The sequence below is a fragment of the Thermomonas beijingensis genome (assembly GCF_020034655.1).
Lineage (GTDB): Bacteria > Pseudomonadota > Gammaproteobacteria > Xanthomonadales > Xanthomonadaceae > Thermomonas > Thermomonas beijingensis.
In genome coordinates, this window is record NZ_JAIQDJ010000001.1 from 141,413 (window position 1) to 160,346 (window position 18,934).

At 61.8% G+C, this 18,934-nt stretch carries 17 protein-coding genes; 14 read left to right on the plus strand and 3 right to left on the minus strand.

Going from position 1 to position 18,934, the window contains the following annotated elements; genetic code table 11:
• The first annotated feature begins 15 nt into the window (after window positions 1-15).
• From gpmI to K7B09_RS00615, 3 genes are all read left to right on the plus strand, one after another.
• The gene (gpmI, locus tag K7B09_RS00605) at window positions 16-1,560 is read left to right on the plus strand and encodes a 2,3-bisphosphoglycerate-independent phosphoglycerate mutase (protein ID WP_223625517.1); all 1,545 of its coding nucleotides are present in this window, start codon (window positions 16-18) and stop codon (window positions 1,558-1,560) included.
• Complete coding sequence (locus K7B09_RS00610) at window positions 1,560-2,771, plus strand: murein hydrolase activator EnvC family protein (RefSeq protein ID WP_223625520.1); 1,212 nt, start codon at window positions 1,560-1,562, stop codon at window positions 2,769-2,771. Before gpmI ends, K7B09_RS00610 begins: the two co-directional genes overlap by 1 nt.
• Before the next feature lie 108 nt (window positions 2,772-2,879).
• Window positions 2,880-4,283, plus strand: coding sequence for a S41 family peptidase (locus K7B09_RS00615; protein WP_223625523.1), 1,404 nt, complete (start codon window positions 2,880-2,882; stop codon window positions 4,281-4,283).
• Here the strand turns inward: K7B09_RS00615 and K7B09_RS00620 are convergent.
• Complete coding sequence (locus K7B09_RS00620) at window positions 4,280-4,972, minus strand: rhomboid family intramembrane serine protease (RefSeq protein ID WP_223625526.1); 693 nt, start codon at window positions 4,970-4,972, stop codon at window positions 4,280-4,282. The genes K7B09_RS00615 and K7B09_RS00620 overlap by 4 nt on opposite strands.
• A 200-nt stretch (window positions 4,973-5,172) precedes the next feature.
• On the opposite strand from K7B09_RS00620, the gene K7B09_RS00625 reads away from it, so the two are divergent.
• Window positions 5,173-6,534, plus strand: coding sequence for an OmpP1/FadL family transporter (locus tag K7B09_RS00625; RefSeq protein WP_223625531.1), 1,362 nt, complete (start codon window positions 5,173-5,175; stop codon window positions 6,532-6,534).
• A gap of 186 nt (window positions 6,535-6,720) precedes the next feature.
• Here K7B09_RS00625 and putA read toward each other — a convergent pair whose 3' ends face one another.
• Window positions 6,721-9,936, minus strand: coding sequence for a bifunctional proline dehydrogenase/L-glutamate gamma-semialdehyde dehydrogenase PutA (putA, locus tag K7B09_RS00630; RefSeq protein WP_223625535.1), 3,216 nt, complete (start codon window positions 9,934-9,936; stop codon window positions 6,721-6,723).
• A 222-nt stretch (window positions 9,937-10,158) separates the two neighbouring features.
• Between putA and coxB the strand changes: the two genes are divergently transcribed.
• Genes coxB through K7B09_RS00655 form a run of 5 tightly spaced genes read left to right on the plus strand, consistent with a single transcriptional unit; the run spans window position 10,159 to window position 14,430 of the window.
• Entirely contained in the window at window positions 10,159-11,133 is a 975-nt protein-coding gene (gene coxB, locus K7B09_RS00635; protein ID WP_223625538.1) for a cytochrome c oxidase subunit II, read from the plus strand.
• 30 nt (window positions 11,134-11,163) lie between these two features.
• A complete protein-coding gene (ctaD, locus tag K7B09_RS00640) occupies window positions 11,164-12,783 on the plus strand; it encodes a cytochrome c oxidase subunit I (RefSeq protein WP_223625541.1) in 1,620 nt (539 codons plus the stop codon).
• Window positions 12,770-12,934 (plus strand): hypothetical protein, encoded by a 165-nt coding sequence (locus tag K7B09_RS00645; RefSeq protein WP_223625544.1) that lies wholly within the window; start codon window positions 12,770-12,772, stop codon window positions 12,932-12,934. The genes ctaD and K7B09_RS00645 overlap by 14 nt, the downstream gene beginning before the upstream one ends.
• Before the next feature lie 2 nt (window positions 12,935-12,936).
• The gene (locus K7B09_RS00650; RefSeq protein WP_223625547.1) at window positions 12,937-13,512 is read left to right on the plus strand and encodes a cytochrome c oxidase assembly protein; all 576 of its coding nucleotides are present in this window, start codon (window positions 12,937-12,939) and stop codon (window positions 13,510-13,512) included.
• 27 nt (window positions 13,513-13,539) lie between these two features.
• Window positions 13,540-14,430, plus strand: a complete 891-nt coding sequence (locus K7B09_RS00655) for a cytochrome c oxidase subunit 3 (RefSeq protein WP_223625550.1) — start codon at window positions 13,540-13,542, stop codon at window positions 14,428-14,430.
• Between the two features lie 86 nt (window positions 14,431-14,516).
• Here the strand turns inward: K7B09_RS00655 and K7B09_RS00660 are convergent, their stop codons facing one another.
• Window positions 14,517-14,744 (minus strand): twin transmembrane helix small protein, encoded by a 228-nt coding sequence (locus K7B09_RS00660; protein WP_223625553.1) that lies wholly within the window; start codon window positions 14,742-14,744, stop codon window positions 14,517-14,519.
• A gap of 63 nt (window positions 14,745-14,807) precedes the next feature.
• On the opposite strand from K7B09_RS00660, the gene K7B09_RS00665 reads away from it, so the two are divergent.
• From K7B09_RS00665 to alkB, 5 genes are read left to right on the plus strand one after another with little or no spacing between them, the layout of a single operon-like run.
• Entirely contained in the window at window positions 14,808-15,563 is a 756-nt protein-coding gene (locus tag K7B09_RS00665) for an SURF1 family protein (protein WP_263296559.1), read from the plus strand.
• Window positions 15,560-16,147 carry a thioredoxin domain-containing protein gene (locus tag K7B09_RS00670; protein ID WP_223625557.1) on the plus strand — a complete coding sequence of 196 codons (588 nt, stop codon included), beginning with the start codon at window positions 15,560-15,562 and terminating at the stop codon, window positions 16,145-16,147. The genes K7B09_RS00665 and K7B09_RS00670 overlap by 4 nt, the downstream gene beginning before the upstream one ends.
• 31 nt (window positions 16,148-16,178) lie before the next feature.
• Window positions 16,179-17,327, plus strand: a complete 1,149-nt coding sequence (locus K7B09_RS00675; protein WP_223625561.1) for a COX15/CtaA family protein — start codon at window positions 16,179-16,181, stop codon at window positions 17,325-17,327.
• A gap of 2 nt (window positions 17,328-17,329) precedes the next feature.
• Window positions 17,330-18,259 (plus strand): heme o synthase, encoded by a 930-nt coding sequence (gene cyoE, locus K7B09_RS00680; protein WP_223625565.1) that lies wholly within the window; start codon window positions 17,330-17,332, stop codon window positions 18,257-18,259.
• Window positions 18,256-18,900 (plus strand): DNA oxidative demethylase AlkB, encoded by a 645-nt coding sequence (gene alkB / locus K7B09_RS00685; protein WP_223625568.1) that lies wholly within the window; start codon window positions 18,256-18,258, stop codon window positions 18,898-18,900. The genes cyoE and alkB overlap by 4 nt, the downstream gene beginning before the upstream one ends.
• Window positions 18,901-18,934: the final 34 nt, after the last annotated feature.

Here is an 18,934-nt window from a genome sequence, read left to right on the forward strand (position 1 = left end):
TTTCCAGGAATACCCGTGTCCACGTCCATCTTGCCGTCACCCAAGCCCGTTGTCTTGTTGATTCTGGATGGCTGGGGGCATCGCGAGGAAACCGCAGACAATGCGCTGGCCTTGGCTAACTTGCCGAACTGGCACAGCTTGCTTGCGACCTGCCCGCACACGTTGATCCATACCGAAGGTCGCTTTGTGGGCCTGCCGGATGGGCAAATGGGCAATTCCGAAGTGGGGCATATGAATTTGGGAGCCGGCCGTATCGTGTATCAGGATCTGACCCGGGTGGATACCGCGATCGAGGACGGCAGCTTTTTTTCTAATGTGGAATTGGTTGCCGCTTGCGACGCTGCCAAGGCCAGTGGCGGGTGTTTGCACCTGATGGGCTTGCTTTCGCCGGGGGGTGTGCATAGCCATGAACACCATATCTTTGCGATGTTGGAGCTGGCACAGCGGGTGGGCGTGAGCAAGGTGGTTGTGCATGCATTTCTGGATGGACGCGACACGCCACCGCAATCGGCCGAAGCAAGTTTGCGTGCGCTGCAGATGCATTGCGCCGCGTTGGGTAATGCCAGCATCGGCAGCGTATGCGGGCGCTATTACGCGATGGATCGCGACAAACGCTGGGAGCGGTTGTTGCGTGCATGGAATGCCATTGTCGATGCCGATGGTGAGCAGATCGCTCCTGATGCCATGACCGCGTTGCAGATGGCGTATGCACGTGGCGAGAACGATGAATTTGTGGCACCCACCGTGCTGGAAGGCGCTGTCCCGATGCAGGATGGTGATGCCGTGGTGTTCATGAATTTTCGTGCCGACCGCGCCCGCCAGCTCACCGCGGCGTTTGTCGATCCGGCGTTTGACGGCTTCAGCGCACAGCGTCCTCAGCTATCGCGCTTTGTCTGCCTGACCCAATACGATGCCAGCTTGCCGGCTCGGGTGGCGTTTGCGCCCGATGATTTGCGGCAAACCTATGGTCAAGTCCTGGCCGAGGCTGGCAAGACCCAGTTGCGTATCGCGGAAACCGAAAAATACGCGCACGTCACCTTCTTTTTCAGCGGTGGCCGCGAGGCGCTGTTTCCCGGCGAGAAGCGCATCCTGATTCCCAGCCCGCAAGTGGCCACGTATGACTTGCAGCCAGAAATGAGCTGTCCTGAGCTCACCGAAAAACTAGTGGCGGCGATCATCGGGCAACAGTTTGATGCCATCGTCTGCAACATCGCCAACCCGGATATGGTGGGTCACAGCGGCATTCTTGAGGCCGCGATTTTGGCTGCCGAAGCGGTGGATGTGGCAATCGGCAAGATCAGTACTGCGGTACGCAGCGTGGGGGGCTGCATGTTGATTACGGCTGACCACGGAAACCTGGAAATGATGCGTGACCCGGAGACCGGGCAGCCACATACCGCGCATACGGTCGGGCCGGTACCGTTGCTGTATGTGGGGGAGCGCAGCACCAGCTTGCGCAGGGAAGGCGCATTGCGCGATGTGGCCCCAACGTTGCTGGAACTGCTCGATCTGCCGCAGCCGGCAGAGATGAGTGGGCAGAGCTTGTTGCAGCCGACCTGATGCGCGCAAGGATCGCCCTTGTCGTGTGCCTGCTGACGGTGTTGGCAGGTGTGCATGCGCAAGATGCCAAGGATGCCGAGCAGCGTTTGCAAAAAGTGCGCAGTGAATTGCGCGACGTGGCTACGCAGCGCCGCCAATTGGAAGGTCAGCGCGGCGACGCCAGTCGCAAGCTGCGCCAGGCCGATGAACAGGTAGGTGGGTCGCAGCGATCCTTGCAGCAGACTCAAGAGCAACTGCAGCAAAGCGCGGCCGAATTGGCGCGTCTGCAGGCTGAGCGGGCCCGTCACGCGGGAAATTTGCAGACCCGAAAAGCCGAATTGGCGAGCTTGTTGCGGGCCGCCCAGGCGGAAGGAGACGCCCCGGCACTCAAGGCATTGCTGGCGCAAGATCGTGTTGAGGATGCGACGCGTGCGGTGACCTTGGCCAGCTATTTGCAGCGCGCACAAGTGCAACGCATCCGTGCGCTGTCTGCCGAGATCGAACGCATTGAAGCGTTGGAGACCGGCATGACGCAGCAGCAAGCGGCGCTGGATGCTGCCCGCAAGCAACAGGCCACCCAGCTCGCCCAATTGCAGCAAGCCCGGCAGCAGCGTGCCAGCGTGTTGGCCGGAATCGACCAGCAGTATCAAGATCGCAGTGCCCGCGAAAAAGCGCTGGGGCAGGATGCCAAGGCGCTGCAGAATTTGTTGGCGCAGCTGCGGGCTGCAGCTGCGCGTGCCGAGCGTGAAGCAGCACGTGCCAAGGCTGAGACTGAACGGCTGGCCAAGGCGCCAGGCAAGCACACGCCAGCCCGCACGCGCACGCCGCCGGCGGTCGCATCACTGCAGCGCGTGGGTGGCATGAGCTGGCCGGTTGCGGGCAACTTGCTGGCCAGTTTTGGTGGGCGACTGCCGGATGGGCGACGCAGTGATGGGGTGTTGATTGCCGCCGCTGCAGGCACCCCCGTCAAAGCCGTGGCCGATGGCACGGTGGTGTATGCCGACTGGATGACCGGGTACGGCAATATCCTGATTGTCGATCATGGTCAGGGTTACATGAGTCTGTACGCGCACAACGATGGCTTGCTGCGCGAAGCGGGCGACCATGTGCAGCGTGGTCAGTCGGTGGCCACGGTGGGCAGCTCCGGCGGGCAGGACAGCCCGGGCCTGTATTTCGAGCTGCGCCGCAATGGTGCGCCGGTCAATCCGGCCGATTGGTTGAAGCGGCAATAAACCAGTCTTTTGCGGTGCGGGCAATCACAGGCATGATGGTGGCAACTTAAGCCGTGGCTGTCGGTCACACTGCAACCGAGCCCAATACTCGGTTTTCTCGGAGCAAGCATGCGCGTCAAACTTCTTTCGCTTCTTCTGTTGTTAGTGGTGCAGCCGAGCTTGGCCTTGGCGCAGAGTCAGCCAGGACCAGATGCACCGGCGGCGGGTCCGGACGATCTTGCACAGCAAGAGGCTCCACAGGATGAAGACCCCGATGCAATGGATACGGCCTCGGCAAAAGTACCGTTGGATGAAATCCGCCGTTATGTCACCGTCTATAACGCCATCAAACAAGCCTATGTGGATCCGGTGGATGACCACAAGCTGATGCAGTCGGCGGTGCGCGGATTGTTGCTGGATCTGGATCCGCACAGCGCTTATCTGGAAAAAGCCGAGGCCGAAGATTTCGACGAGCAAACGCGCGGCACCTACGATGGCGTTGGCGTGCAATTGCAGCAGTTGCCCGATGGCGCATTGCGGGTGGTGGCACCACTGGATGACAGTCCGGCAGAAAAAGCCGGGTTGCGCAGTGGCGATCGCATCATTGCGATTGATGGCAAGTTGCTGGGCAAAGGCCAAGCCGATGCATCCGCGCCTTTACGCGGCAAGGTGGGCAGCAAAGTCGTGGTCAAAGTGGTGCGTCAGGGCGTGAAAGCACCCTTCGACCTGACCCTCGTGCGCGACACCATCCGTGCCGCCAGCGTGCGCTCGAAACTGTTGGAGCCGGGGTTTGGTTACATTCGCATCAGCAGTTTCCAGGCGTCCACCGCGGCCGATTTCGTCAAGCAACTGGATGCGTTACAAAAAGCTGCGCCGTTGCGCGGCTTGTTGCTCGATCTGCGCAGTAACCCCGGTGGGCTGCTGGTCGGGGCTGTGCAAATTGCCGATGAGTTGCTGGACAAGGGCGAGATTGTCAGCACCAAGGGCCGTGAGTCGATAGGCAATAGCCGTTATGAAGCCACGCCGGGTGACCGTCTGCATGGCGCGCCCTTGATTGTGTTGGTGGATGCCGGGTCTGCCAGTGCGGCCGAAGTGTTGGCGGGCGCTTTGCACGACAACAAGCGTGCACTGGTGTTGGGTAGTCGCACGTTCGGCAAGGGCTCCGTGCAGACCCTGCTGCCGCTGGAAAATGGAGATTCGGTCAAATTGACCACGGCGCGCTACTACACACCGAGCGGGCATTCGATTCAGGCCTTGGGGATCGAGCCGGATGTGGTGCTGCATCCGCAAGCAGGCCAACGGCGACTCACCCCAATCAGTGAGGCCGAATTACCCGGCCATCTCGCCGCTGAACCCGGAGCGATGGAAGGCGACAACGCGGGTGAAGTGCTGCCGGGAACGCAGCCCATCGATGTGGCGTTGCTGGAGTTGAAAAAGCGTGCGGGCGTGAATGTGGAGGTCATTAAACCTGCCAACGCGAAGCCGGCTGCCGCGAAGTCTGCAGCGACGGCAAAGCCGGCCGGGAAGCGTTAATACCCGCGATTGTGGCGCAAGCGCCGCGCAATCGCCGCGCGGGTGAGCAATGCGAACACCACGCCAAACAGGAAGCCGGCAATATGCGCCGGCCACGCCACCGCACCCAATGCCGGCCCGCTGTAGGCAAACAGCAATTGCAGCAGCGCCCACAAGCCAATCAATAGGAATGCCGGCACCCGTACGAATTGCAAAAACAGGCCCAGTGGCAGCACCACGCCCAAGCGAGCACTTGGAAACAGCGCCAAGTAGGCACCTATGACCGATGACACCGCGCCACTGGCGCCGATCACGACACGATCTGGAGCGCCAATCGCGAGTACCGCCGCCAGATTGGAGAATGCGCCACCAAGCAAGAACAACAGCAAAAACCGACGCCCGCCCATGCTGCGCTCTGCGGGCAGTCCAAAGATCAACAAGAACACCAGGTTGCCCAGCAGGTGCAGCCAGTCAGCGTGCAGGAACAGGCCCGAGAACAGGCGCAGCACGCTGCCGTCCGATAGCGCATTGCGCCACGCTTGCACACTGTCCAAACCGCCGGTCAGCACCCCCCAATCCAAGGTGGCGGCGATGCGCCCAGCCGGGGCCACGAGTGCTGCTGCGACGTACGCCACCCAAAGGGTCGCGAACAACAATGGAGTGGCCCACAGCAGACGGCGGTGTTGGCGGGGGGGGATACCGACAAACATGACCAAGCTTCAATTTGCGATTGTGAATGTTAGCGTGTAGTTAAAATTGAGGTATAGTGACATACGGCGACGTATGTGGTGGGGAGCCTGCACTCTTGCAGCAGGAAAATCAGATACGCGCAAGCGCGACCCGTGGTCGGTATCGTTTGCCGGCCTCGAACCAAAACAATTAACGTAGCTCTGTGACCGGAGAACCATCGATGCGCAACACACTCACTCTTCGTACCTCGGCCCTTGCTCTGGCCGTTGTGGGCACTTTGTTCGTGGGCCAGGCGGCCGCTTCCGGCTTCCAGCTGCGCGAGCAGAGCGTCAAGAACCTCGGCAAGTCCAGCGCCGGCAGCATGGTGGGCAAAGATGCCGCCGTTGTTTCGCTGAATCCGGCCGCCATGGTCAATCTGGACAAGAATACCTTCCAGACCGATCTCACCATGATTGATTTGAACGCGAAGTTCACCGGTGGTGGTTCGATCCTTGGCAACCCCGGCGCGCCACTCAGCGGTGGCAACGGTGGTGATCCGGGGGATCCGACGCTGGTGCCGAACATGGCCGCCGTATTCCCGATGCATGGTGGGCTGGAGGGGTTGACCTTGGGTTTTGCGGTTGGTGCACCGTTTGGTCTGGCAACCGATTACGACAAGAACTGGGTAGGCCGATATCGTGCGCTGGAATCCGACGTCAAAACCGTCGATTTGACCCTGTCTGCGGCACTGAAATTGAGTGATGGTGTCTCGATCGGTGCCGGCGTGATCTATGAGCGCGCCACGGCCACCTTGAGCAAGGCGATTGATTTTGGTACCGCGATTTGCGCCGGTTCGGGCAACCCGATGAATTGCTTCAATCCCGCCTATCCGTTCAAGCCGCAAACCATTGATGGCGGCTTCACCGTGAAGGGTAGCAACAACGCCGTTGGCTATGTGGTGGGTATGCAACTTGCGCCAAACGACAAGTTGGCAATTGGTTTCAGCTACCGTTCGGAAATCAATCATGAACTCTCGGGTACGCTGGACTTCGAAGGTGTGCCGGCGCTGCTGGGTGCAGACCCACGCTTCAAGGACGGTGATGGAGGGGCGCGCCTGGTGACCCCGAGTGTGGCCACGGTGAGCATCAAGTACGGTTTCACCGACAACTTCCGCGTGTTGGCGGACTTCCAGCGGACTGGCTGGAGCTCATTGCAGGATGTGACCATCAAGCGCGCCAGCGGTACCGTGGTGGGTAGCGAGCCCTTCCATTGGGGCAATACCAACTTCATGTCGCTGGGTGCCGAATATGACATCTCGCCGGCGTTTACCTTGCGTGGCGGTATCGGCAAGGACAAGACGCCGACCAATGACGTGACCCGTACCCCGCGCTTGCCGGACAACGATCGCACGCTGTATTCGGTCGGTGCCAGCTGGAACGTGAGCGATAGCCTGACGCTGGATGCCGGGTTCCAGCGCATCACCATCAAGAGCCCCACCATCAATCTGCCGGTGGATATCGCTTCGGGCAACACGTCAACCTTGGTCGGTACGTACGCTGGTCATGCCAATCTGTTTGGCGTGTCGATGCAATACCGCTACTGAGCCACGCAACATCGCGCCAACAAAAAGCCCCGCCTTGTGCGGGGTTTTTTGTCGTTGGGCGGTATGCGAGGAGCTCGCTACGTCGCTCGACATGCGGCTGCACCAAGTCACCGGGCAGGGCGGGGATTCACTACGCCGCTCGACATGCGGCTACGCGAATCCCTGCCCTTCCCGGCGGCTTGCGGCTCAGTCGCCCAGCGTCAGCAACGAAGCATTGCCGCCTGCAGCGGTGGTGTTGATGGTGACGGTTTTTTCGGTGGCAAAGCGCGGCAGGTAGTGCGGGCCGCCGGCCTTGGGGCCGGTGCCGGACAGACCTTGGCCGCCGAAAGGTTGCACGCCGACCACCGCGCCAATCTGGTTGCGGTTGACGTAGATATTGCCGACTTTGGCGCGCGACACGATGCGCTGGATGGTGGCATCGATGCGCGAATGGATGCCCAGTGTCAGGCCGTAGCCGGTGGCGTTGATGGTGTCGATCACGGTATCGAGTTCGTCGGCTTTCCAGCGCACCACATGCAGGGCCGGGCCGAATTTTTCGCGATCCAATTGGGCGATGGCGTGTAGTTCCCAGGCAGCCGGCGCGAAGAAGGTGCCGTGCTCGCATGCCTCACCCAGCGTGGCTTTGGCGATAGGCTTGGCCTCCACATCCATGCGCTTGGCGTGCTCCACCAGAATGGCTTTGGCATCCTCGTCGATCACCGGGCCCACATCGGTGGACGGCAGGCCGGGGTCGCCGATGGACAGTTCGGCCATCGCGCCGGCCAACATGCCAATGACCTTGTCGGCGATATCGTCTTGCACCAGCAGCACGCGCGCGGCCGAGCAGCGTTGACCGGCGGAGGTGAAGGCCGAGCCCAGGGCGTCTTTCACCACCTGCTCCGGCAGCGAGGAGCTATCGGCAATCATCGCGTTCTGGCCGCCGGTTTCGGCAATCAGCGTGGCAATCGGGCCGGCATCGCGGCTGGCCAAGGCGCGGTTGATCAGGCGTGCGGTTTCAGTCGAGCCGGTGAAGCAGACACCGGCCACGCGCGGATCGCGGGTCAAGGCCGCGCCCACGCTGGCGCCATCGCCGGGCAGGTACTGCAGCACATCCTGCGGAATGCCGGCTTCGTGCAACAGCTTCACTGCGGCATAGCCAATCAAATTGGTCTGTTCGGCAGGCTTGGCGATCACGCTATTACCAGCGGCCAAGGCGGCCGCGATTTGGCCGAGGAAGATCGCCAGTGGGAAGTTCCACGGACTGATGCAGACAAACACGCCGCGCCCGGCCAATTGCAGCGAATTGGCTTCGCCAGTGGGGCCGGGCAGGGCCATCGGGGCGAAATGCTCGCGTGCTTGCAGGGCGTAGTAGCGCAGGAAATCCACCGCCTCGCGCACTTCGGCGATACCGTCGCTCAAGGTCTTGCCGGCTTCCTTGGTGCACATCGCCATGTAGGCGGGCATGCGCGCTTCCAGCAGGCTGGCGGCATGTTCCAGCAGGGCCGCTCGGGAGGCGGCCGGGGTGGCATCCCAGGCGGGCTGTGCGGCCACCGCATTGGCCAGCGCCTTTTCGACGGTGGCGGCATCGCTGGCCTGCCAGTGGCCCACCACTTCACGGCGGTCGGCTGGATTTGTGACCGCGATTTTTTCGCCCGTGGCCGGTGCGCCCGGCACCAGTGGCGTAGCGGTCCAGCTGCCGGCACCGGCGGTATTGAGGGCAGCGGCAAGGTCACGCAGCTGGTCGTCGTTGGCGAGATTGATACCCATGGAATTGTCTCGATCTTGGTGTTGGCTGCGGTACAGATTGACCGGCAGCGGGATGCGGGGATGGGCGATGTGTTCCAGCGAAGACACGAATTCAACCGGATCGCGCACGAGCTCTTCCACCGGGATGGTTTCGTCGGTGATGCGGTTGACGAAGCTGGAATTGGCACCGTTTTCCAGCAGGCGGCGCACCAGATACGGCAGCAGGTCTTCGTGGCTGCCCACCGGCGCGTACACCCGGCAAGGCACGTCGAGGCGGTTTTCCGGGATCACTTCGGCATACAGGTCATCGCCCATGCCATGCAGTTTTTGGAATTCAAAATCGCGGCGGCTGCGCATCGCCCGCGCCATCCGGTGCACGCTGGCAATCGTTTGCGCATTGTGGGTGGCAAACATCGGGTAGATTGCGTTGCCGTGATCGAGCAGGCGCCGCGCATTGGCCAGGTAGCTGACATCGGTGTTTTGTTTGCGGGTGAACAGCGGATAGCCAGCTTGTCCGTCCATTTGCGCACGTTTGATTTCGGCATCCCAATACGCGCCCTTGACCAGCCGCACGGGGATGCGCCGGTTCAATTGCGCGGCCATCTGCGCGATGTGGTCGATGACGAACGGGGCGCGCTTCTGATAGGCCTGCACCACGATGCCAAAGCCGTTCCAGCCGCTCAGCGAACGCTCGGCCATGACCTGAAAAATCAAGTCCAGCGAGAGCTCCAGCCGGTCGGTTTCTTCGGCATCGATGGTCAGACCGATGCCGTAGCGGCGCGCCAATTGCGTCAGCTCCAGCAGGCGGCCACCCAGCTCGTCGAGTACGCGCGCGCGCTTGGCGTGCTCGTAGCGCGGATGCAGGGCGGAGAGTTTGACCGAGATGCTGGGCGCGGCAAACACATCGCTGCCGGCAAAACTGCCATTGGGGCCGGTCTGGCCGATGGCGTGGATGGCGGACAGGTATGCCTGCTGATAGCGCAGCGCATCTTGCGTGGTCAGTGCGCCTTCGCCGAGCATGTCGAAGGAATAGCGGTAATTGGCGAAGTCGCCCTTGCGCGAACGCGCCAAGGCCTCGTCAATCGTGCGGCCCAGCACGAATTGATGGCCCATGATCTTCATCGCCTGGCGCACCGCCAGCCGGATCATGGGCTCACCGGCGCGTCCCACCAAGCGCTGGAACGCGCCATGCACATCGCGCTTGGTGTCATCGGCCAGATCAACCAGTTTGCCGGTCAGCATCAAGCCCCAGGTAGAGGCATTGACCAGCACCGAATCGGACTGGCCCAGATGTTTCTTCCAGTTGGCATCGGCCAATTTGTCGCGAATCAGCGCGTCGGCGGTGGCTTGGTCGGGAATGCGCAGCAGCGCTTCGGCCACGCACATCAGCAGCACGCCTTCCTCACTGCCGAGGTCGTACTGGCGCATGAAGGCTTCAACCACGCCTTGATTGTTGGCACGCACGCGGACCCGGCGCACCAGATCGGCGGCCACGGCTTGTGCGGCATTGCGGTCGGCGTCGGGCAGGGTGGCCTGCACCAACAATTCGCGCACATGTGCGGCTTCGTCGCGGATCCAGCCGGCAGTAATGGCGGCGCGTGGGGCAGACGCGGGCGGGTTCAGCTCCGGTGCCAGAATCGGCACGGGCGAGGCAGATGGGCTGGCAGGGGTATTCATTGCGCGGGAAAACCGGCATTCCTGAGGGGTAAGCCGCCTAGTTTAGTGCCTGCGGGCAGCGCCGGCATCCAGATAAACCGGGCGTTGTGGCGGTTTTTTGCATGTCCACGGTTGCCGCCTGCGGGCTGCGCCATTACCATCGTATCGGTTAGGTGAGGTTGACTTGGGTCAATTGACGATCTGGGGGCCGCACCGTCATTCAGGCAACGGGGCGCAATAGTGATGACATTCGGTCGTTTCAAACAGCGGGCATTGGCGGCCTTGGCGCTGACCTGCCTGCCGCTGCTGGCAACTGCGCATGCACATTTCTCTGGATCGACCGATCCGCACCCTTGGCAGTTGAACATGCGGGAAGGGGTGACCCCCACCGCGCATGCCGCCTACGACGCCCACATGATCGTGTTGTGGATTTGCGTGGTGATCGGCATCTTGGTGTTCGGCGCGATGGCGGTAGCCATCTTCAAATTCCGCAAGTCCAAGGGCGCGGTACCGGATACCACTTTCGTGCATAGCACCAAGCTGGAAGCCATTTGGACGGCTATCCCCATTCTGATCTTGGTGGGTCTGGCGTTCCCCGCCACCAGCGGTCTGCTGCGCATGTACGATGTGCGCGACGCCGCGATGACGGTCAAGGTGACCGGCTACCAGTGGATGTGGAAATACGACTATCTGGGTGAAGACGTCGGCTTCAGCAGCCGTTTGAACCGCAAACATGACCAGCTGCGCCAGAGTGGCAAAGTGGTCACGGCTGCGGATGACCCGCATTACTTGCTGGATGTGGACAACGTGCTGGTACTGCCGGTGGGCACCAAGATCCGCTTCGTGATTACTGCTGACGACGTGATCCACTCGTGGTGGGTGCCGGATCTGGGCTGGAAGCAGGATGCCGTGCCGGGGATCGTGAATGAGGCATGGGCGCAGATCGACCAGCCCGGTATTTATCGCGGCCAGTGCGCCGAGCTGTGCGGCAAGGATCATGGCTTCATGCCGATCGTGGTCAAGGCCGTGGGCAAGGACGAGTTCGCCAGCTGGCTGGCATCGGAAAAGGCCAAGCATGCACCCCCGGCCGCGCCTGCACCGGCGGCGCCTGCCCCCGCTGCGCCGGCGGCTGAAGACAAGCCTGCTGGCGCTGCTACGGCCACCACCACTTCGCAGACCACCCCGCCTGACGCAGCCACTGCTGCGCAGGCCGGTTGATCCACGTCCGCATTCACGAAGGTCAAATCCATGTCTGCTACGCAACACGACGCCGTCGATCACCACGACGCACACGGTCACCAGCAGGGCTTCATTGAACGCTGGTTGTTCTCCACCAACCACAAAGACATCGGCACCTTGTACTTGGTGTTCGCCTTCGTGATGGTGATTGTGGGGGCCGCGCTGTCAGTGGGCATTCGTACCGAGCTGATGCAGCCGGGCCTGCAGTTCGTCAAACCGGAGTTCTTCAACCAGTTGACCACCATGCACGCGCTGGTGATGATTTTCGGCGCGATCATGCCGGCCTTCGTGGGCTTGGCGAACTGGATGATCCCGTTGCAGATCGGCGCGCCGGACATGGCGTTGCCGCGCATGAACAACTGGTCGTTCTGGATCATGCCGTTCGCGTTCGCGCTGCTGCTGCTGACCTTCTTCCTCCCGGGCGGCGCGCCCGGCGGCGGCTGGACCATGTACCCGCCGCTGTCGCTGCAGGGCGGCAGCAACCTGGCGTTTGCGATCTTCGCCATCCACATGATGGGCATCAGCTCGATCATGGGCGCCATCAACATCATTGCCACGGTGCTCAACATGCGCGCGCCGGGCATGGATCTGCTGAAAATGCCGATCTTCTGCTGGACCTGGCTGATCACCGCGTTCCTGTTGATCGCCGTGATGCCGGTGCTGGCAGGTGCGGTCACCATGCTGCTGACCGATCGCTTCTTTGCCACCAGCTTCTTCAATGCCGCCGGTGGCGGTGACCCGGTGATGTACCAGCACATCTTCTGGTTCTTCGGGCATCCCGAGGTGTACATCATGATTTTGCCGGCGTTCGGCATCGTCAGTGAAATCATCCCCACCTTCAGCCGCAAGCCGCTGTTTGGTTATCAGGCGATGGTGTATGCCACCGCAGCGATTGCCTTCCTGTCGTTCATCGTGTGGGCGCACCACATGTTCGTGGTAGGTATGCCGCTGGGTGGCGAGTTGTACTTCATGTTCGCCACCATGCTGATCTCGATCCCCACCGGGGTGAAGGTATTCAACTGGGTCACCACCATGTGGCGCGGTTCACTCACCTTCGAAACCCCGATGTTGTGGGCGATTTCCTTCGTGGTGCTATTCACGATTGGTGGTTTTTCCGGCTTGATGCTGGCCATCGTGCCGGCCGACTTCCAGTACCACGACACCTATTTCGTGGTGGCGCATTTCCACTACGTGCTCGTCACCGGCGCGCTGTTTGCGATCATCGCCGCGATCTATTACTGGTGGCCGAAGTGGACTGGCCGCATGTACAGCGAAACGCTTGGCAAGATCCATTTCTGGTGGACCATGGTGTTCGTCAATGTGCTGTTCTTCCCGCAGCACTTCCTGGGCCTGGCCGGCATGCCGCGCCGCATCCCGGATTACAACGTGGTGTTTGCGGATTGGAACCTGGTCAGCTCGATCGGTGCGTTTGGCATGTTCGTCACCCCGTTCTTCATGGCCTTCCTGCTGCTGCATTCGAAGAAGCATGGTGCCAAGGCTGAAGCGCGTGCGTGGGAAGGTGCCAAGGGCCTGGAATGGACGGTGCCGTCGCCGGCCCCGCATCACACCTTTGAAAAGCCGCCGGTGATCCGCGACGGCGATCTGGCGCATGGCGATGTCCACCACTGAGACGGCCAGTCTGATGTCACGCGAATCTGCCGCAGCCGACCCCGTCATCGAGGCGCGCCGCAAGCGCGCCAAGCGCACCGCGTTGCTGCTGGGCGGGATTGCACTGCTGGTGTATGTCGGCTTCATCGTGCTGACCGGGATGGGGCGCTGAGCATGGCGGGCATCCGCGAGTTGGGGGTGTGGAAGATGATCGGCGTCGTGCTGCTCGCCTTCGGCTTCACCTTCTCGCTGGTGCCGCTGTACCGCATCGCCTGCGAAAAAGTGTTTGGCATCCGGCTGGAGCAAGGGCCGGTGGCCGCCACCCGTGATCAGGCCGACCCCCATGCACGGTGGGTGACGGTGCAGTTCGATGGCGGCGTGAACTCCAAGCTGCCGTGGAAATTTGCTCCCGAGCAGCGTTCGATGCAGGTGCAAGTGGGGCGGCAGTACCAAGCTCTGTACTTTGCTAGGAACGCAGCCGATCGCGCCATTGTTGGCAGCGCGGTGCCATCCGTGGCGCCGGCGCGGGCATCGGGTTATTTCAACAAGACCGAGTGTTTCTGCTTTACCGCGCAGACCTTGGCGGCCGGTGAATCGCGCGACATGCCAGTACGCTTTATCGTGGATCCATCGTTGCCGGCTGGCGTGAAAACCATCACCTTGTCGTACACCTTCTATAAAAACGAGGCGATGACCGCTGCACTTGCATCGGCACATAGCCAAACCGGAGCGGTTCGCGCCGCGCCCTGACCCTTTTTGAACTTTCGGAAAACCACCATGGCCAATGCACACGCCGCGCACGGCAGCCACGACCAGGACATCTACTTCGTTCCGCACGGCAGCAAATGGCCGGTGTTTGCCTCGGTGGCGTTGTTCACCACCATGGTCGGTTTTGCGTGCTGGTTGAACGAAGTCAGCTGGGGCCGCACGGTGTTCTTCATCGGCATTGCCAGTCTGTTGGCGATTTTGTTCAAGTGGTTTGGCGACGTGATTCGTGAATCACTGGCCGGGCATTACAACAAGCAGGTGGATGTCTCATTCCGGATGGGGATGGTGTGGTTCATCTTTTCGGAAGTGATGTTCTTTGCAGCCTTCTTCGGCGCGTTGTTCTACGCACGTCAGTTTGCGATGCCGTGGCTCAATGGCGAAGGTCACGGGGTTGTCACCCATGAACTGCTGTGGCCGGGCTTTTCCGCCGGTTGGCCCAGCAACGGCCCGGCCGATATCGGCGGGGCTTACCAGACCGTGCCGGCGTGGGGCTTGCCGCTGCTGAACACGCTGATCCTGCTGACATCCGGCGTGACGGTGACGATTGCCCACCATGCACTGAAAGAAGCCAAGCGCGGCGCATTGATGTTGTTCCTGGGGCTGACCGTGCTGCTGGGTTGCCTGTTCCTGTACTTCCAGGCCACCGAATACATCCACGCCTATCACACCCTGAACTTGACCTTGGGCTCGGGGATCTACGGATCCACGTTCTTCATGCTCACCGGTTTCCACGGCGCACACGTGACCTTGGGCACGATCATGTTGGCAGTGATGTGGCTGCGCTGTGCCAAGGGTCATTTCAGCAAGGACAACCACTTTGCGTTTGAAGCGGTGGCCTGGTATTGGCACTTCGTCGACGTGGTCTGGCTGGGCCTGTTCCTGTTCGTTTACGTGCTGTGATCTTCCTGCTCTCCGCGACGCGGGGAGAGGGCGGCACAAAAAGAGGCCGGCGATGCCGGCCTTTGTGCGTCAAGTGATATCAGGGTTCAGCCCGGCGCACGGCCCACGCCATGTGGGGTGATCCAGCCCAGTTTGATGGCCAACACCACAAACAGGATCAGCCCGATACTCAGGGCAATCCGTTTGGTCAGCGAATTGACCGTGCGCTTGGTCTGGCCTTTATCCACCAGCATGTAATACAGGCCAGCACCCAAGTTCCACAGGATGAGGATCAAGAAACCCACGATGAGCAGAATTTTCAGCGATTCGTTCACATCTCTCTCCAAAGCCGGGCAGCCGCGGGCAAGCCGCATTGATGCGGTGGATGATACGGTGCAATGAGCGCAATCATGCGGCGATTGTTGGTGTGGTGGTGGCTGGCACTGCTGCTGGCGGCCGGGTTTGCGTGGTTGGGGCGCTGGCAACTGGCGCGCATGCACGAAAAACAGACAATGCTGGCGCAGGCGCAACAAGCCTTGGATCACAGCCATCCGCAGCCGCTGCTGCTGGCATCGGATTCCAAACGCGCCTCCAATTACGACTGGTCAAGCGGGCAGGGGCGGATTGCCAACGTCACCGTGTGGCTGGACAACCAGCAGCACGCAGGGCGCGCAGGTGTGCGCATGTATTGCGTATTGCTGCCCGATATCGGCAGTCAAGCGGTGTTGCTGGATGCCGGTTGGTGGCCACTGAATGGCACACGCACGCTGCCTGTATTTGGCTGCCCGGCCCACGCGGAGCAAGCGGTGCGTGGTCTATTGGCCGCGCCGCCGGCCGAAGGCTTGCAGTATGGTCAAGCGCTGGCCAGCTTGGGTGAACATCGCTGGTTGGCGGCGCGCATGGATGTGCCTGCGCTGGCCAGGGCATTGCACCTGCCCACCGGCATTGCACCCCGCGTCCTGCGACTGGATCCTGCACATGCACACGGCGATGCCGGCGTGATGTTGGCACCGGGCGAGCGTGATCTGGACATCCTGCCCAACACCCTGACCCCCGAGCGTCATTTAGGCTATGCAGTGCAATGGTTCGGGCTGGCGATCACGGTGTTGGTGGTGGCCTTGGTGCTGACGTTCAAACGAAAGAAGACATCATGAGTGACGCAACTCCCGCAACGTCGGCACTACACCACAATCGCAAGACCTTGCTGATTGTGCTGTTGCTGTTTTTTGGCGTCATGTTGACCGCCGGCGCACTGCGCTTTGCCGGCTGGCGGCCGCACGGAATGAAGAACAAAGGCGAGATGCTGCAACCCTATGGCGATCTGCGCAGTTATTCGCCGACCTTGGCCGATGGCAAGTCCTACCGCTGGCAAGACAGCCCGCGCACGTGGCGCATGGTGACGATGCCGCGTGATTGCGAGGGTGCCCGTCGCGCTGCCTGCCAACACCTGCTGGAAAATCTGGACAAGGTGTGGCGGTTGATGGGGCGCGAGGCTGACCGCGTGCATGTGCTGTGGGCCGGCGCGGCTCCAGTGCCGCTGGATGGGCTGCGCGAGGTGTATCTGCTGCGTGCCGATGCCGGCCTGCGCGCAGGCCTGACGCAGGCAGACGTGGCCACTGGCGATAGCGACCCGGTGTGGCTGGTAGATCCCAACGGATTTGTGGTGCTGCGCTATGCACCCGGCTTCGACCCCGGGGATTTGCGCACCGATCTGGCGCGCTTGCTTAAAATCAATTGAAGCGCTTGCCTAAAACAAAAAGATGATGCTGATGTCTTCCTCCCCGCGTTCCGTGCTGTATCGCCATTTCCACCGCATCGCCTGGCTGGCGGTGGCACTGGCGGCGTGTGTCATCGTGTTTGGCGCGTTTGTGCGGCTGTCCAATGCCGGCCTGAGCTGCCCCGATTGGCCGACCTGCTACGGCCAGGTGGCATGGCCCACCAATGCTGCGCAAGTGACCGACCACGCCGCCACCGCGATCCGCCCGGTGGTGCCGCACAAGGCGTGGCGCGAGCAGTTCCATCGCATGATTGCAGGCTCGCTGGGGGTGCTGGTGCTGGTATTGGCGTTGCTGGCCACGCGCAAGCGCCCGCAGGGCTGGCAGCACGTGATCGGTGCCGCGTTGGCGGTAGCGCTGGCGATTCCGTTGTATATGCGCGGGCAACATGGCGCGGCCTCGGCCCTTGCGGTGTTGGGCGAAGCGTTGCTGTTGCTGGGCGTGGTGCGCTGGTCGAATGTGGATCTGGCGCGCTCGGCCACACTGACGCTGGCCGTCATCATCTTCCAGGCGTTGCTGGGAATGTGGACGGTCACCTGGCTGCTCAAGCCCATTGTGGTGATGGGGCATCTATTGGGCGGCCTGACCACCTTTGCTCTGCTCAGTTGGATGGCATGGCGCGCCACCGACATCCCGCTGATCAGCGGCGACGCGTGCAAGCTGCGGCGCTTGCTGTTGATCGGGCTGGGATTGCTGATGGTGCAAATCGCACTGGGCGGCTGGACATCGGCCAATTACGCAGCATTGGCCTGTGGTGCTGAATTTCCCAAATGTGCCGGCGCGTGGTGGCCGCAACATGATTTCGCCGAAGGCTTTGTGCTGTGGCGCGGGATTGGCGTGGATTATGAAGGCGGGGTGCTGGACAACACTGCGCGGGTGGCGATCCAGTTGGCGCATCGGCTGATGGCGGTGTTGGTGTTCGGTCATTTGCTGGCCGTCGCGGCGCGCCTGCTGCGCAGTCCCGGTTTGCGCGGCTGGGGCGTGTTGCTGGGGCTGCTGCTGTGCACGCAGGTGGGGCTTGGTATTGCCAATGTGATGTTGTCGCTGCCATTGCACATCGCGGTATTGCACAACGCTGGCGCAACCGCATTGCTGTTCGTGCTGGTGACCTTGCTGGCGCGCCTGCGTCCACCGGAGGCTTGAGCATGCGTGGTTCGCTGGCATCGCAATATTGGACGTTGACCAAACCGCGCGTGGTGGCGCTGATCGTGTTCACCGCGATTATCGGCATGCTGCTGGCGATCGGGCCCGGCGATGTGTGGCCGTGGCCGCGCCTGCTGGCCGGGACGTTCGGGATTTGGCTGGCGGCGGCCAGTGCGGCGGCCATCAATCATCTGCTGGATCAACGCATCGACAAGGTGATGGCGCGTACCGCCGAGCGCCCGTTGGCCACCGGCGCGCTGACACCCATGCAGGTGCTGGTGTTCGCCATCGTGCTGGGCGTCGCCTCCATGAGCATCCTGCTGCTGTGGGTCGATGTGGTGTGCGCGGCGCTGACGTTTGCCTCGCTGATTGGCTACGCCATCGTCTATACCGGTTTTCTCAAGCGTGCCACCCCGCAGAACATCGTGATTGGTGGCTTGGCCGGCGCCGCACCGCCGCTGTTGGGCTGGTCGGCTGTCACCGGCATGCAGCAAGCGCACGACTGGGAATACGCGCTGCTATTGGTGCTGATCATCTTCGTGTGGACGCCGCCGCATTTCTGGGCCTTGGCCATTTTCCGCCGCGCCGACTATGCGCGTGCGCTGGTGCCGATGTTGCCGGTCACGCATGGCGTCACCTACACACGCTGGCAGATCCTGCTGTACACAGTGCTGTTGGTGGTGGTGACGGTGCTGCCGTGGGCGGCACGCATGAGCGGCCTGTTTTATCTGGGTGGCGCGCTGGTGCTGGGCGCGGTGTTCTTGTGGTATGCGTGGAAATTGCTGGATCCACCGGATGAGTTTTTTGCGATGCGTACCTTCAAATATTCCATCGTGTACCTGATGGCGTTGTTTGCATTCTTGCTGGCCGATCACTGGCTGCTGCCGTTGTTGCAACCGGCCGCCGCACTGGAGTTTGCACCGGCCTCGTGAGCGATTTATTCGCCGCAGACACCGTCGGCACGCGCACCGAGTTGGCCGCGCAAGCTTGCGTGCTGCATGGGTTTGCATTGGCGTTCAAGGACGCATTGCTGGCGGGTATCGAGACCATCACCGGCAACGCGCCGTTTCGGCATCTGGTGACGCCTGGCGGGCATGTAATGCAAGTGGCAATGACCAATTGCGGGCATTTTGGCTGGGTCAGTGATCGTCGCGGCTATCGCTACGAGGGGCATGATCCGCAAACAGGTCTGCCGTGGCCCGCGTTGCCCGAGGCGTTCCTGCAATTGGCGAACGCAGCAGCGGCGGCGGCCGGTTTTGCGAATTACCGGCCCGATGCCTGCCTGATCAATCGCTATGTGGCGGGCACCCGTCTGTCCCTGCATCAGGACCGTGACGAAGATGACCGCGTGGCGCCGATTGTGTCGGTATCACTGGGGCTGCCTGCCACGTTTCTATTCGGTGGGTTTGCGCGCGGTGATAAAACCGTGCGGGTGCCGCTGCTGCATGGTGATGTGGTGGTGTGGGGCGGCGTAGACCGCATGCGCTTTCATGGCGTGTTGCCGATCCAGCCAGGCCGGCACGCGGTGCTGGGTGAGCAACGCATCAACCTGACCTTTCGTAAGGTGCGCTGATCGCAAGAATCGGAGTGTGCGCCGCGGCGTGCAT